This is a genomic window from Alteromonas halophila (genome assembly GCF_014651815.1).
GTDB classification, from domain to species: domain Bacteria; phylum Pseudomonadota; class Gammaproteobacteria; order Enterobacterales; family Alteromonadaceae; genus Alteromonas; species Alteromonas halophila.
In genome coordinates, this window is the sequence record NZ_BMXP01000035.1 from 1 (window position 1) to 833 (window position 833).

The 833-nt window shown below is 47.3% G+C and carries 1 rRNA gene; it reads right to left on the reverse strand.

Going from position 1 to position 833, the window contains the following annotated elements:
• Positions 1-727: 727 nt before the first annotated feature.
• A 23S ribosomal RNA gene (locus IE054_RS17795) occupies positions 728-833 on the reverse strand; the annotation flags it as partial.

Below are 833 nucleotides of genomic sequence, written 5' to 3' on the forward strand. Positions count from 1 at the left end.
GAGGATTTGAATCTCCATAAATTGTTCCAATGTGAGCATAAGTCCCTCCTTATGGAGGGATCAGTTAGTCCACAGTGGATCACTTTTCAATTGTTGGGGTGGATCAGTTTTGCACTGTTGCTAACACCAGAAACGAGAAAAGGGCCATCCAAATGGATAGCCCTTTCTCTTAGAATAGGAATCTGGCGGTGTGCTACTCTCACATGGGGGTGAAGGAGGACCGTTATGCCAGTGGCATAACGCAGCCGACTGAACGGCTCGCCATGGATGGCGAGACTGGTCGGTGCACCAGGGATGGGTTGTTCCACCTGAGCCTGTGCAGTCCGAGCCGTTTAAATATGCATGATGGGTTAGGTTTCGCTATGCGGGCGTAGCAAGCGAACTTTTAGTTCTAAAACGAAAAAGGCCACCCGTTTGGGTGGCCTTTTCGTTTTCAAATTAGGAGTCTGGCGGTGTGTGCCACGTCGCTATGGCCGCCAGACAAAACTGGTTGTTACCGACTTACGTCAATAACATAACAATCGGGAAAGTCTGATATTCAATCTATCGAGTAACGTCACTACTCTACTTACATATTTCTTAGCTTGTCTACAACACTCAGTTGCGCTACCTCAACCCGCTTTAGCGAGTAGGAAAATGGCCAGACGATTTTACATCGTCGGTTAAGCCATTTTACACGCCCACTTGCGAAGCAAGTGTTTGTAGGTAAAAGCTTCTTGGGTGTTGTATGGTTAAGCCTCTCGGGCAATTAGTACAGGTTAGCTTAACGCCTTACAACGCTTCCACATCCTGCCTATCAACGTCTTAGTCTAAAACAACCCTTCCAGAGCTTA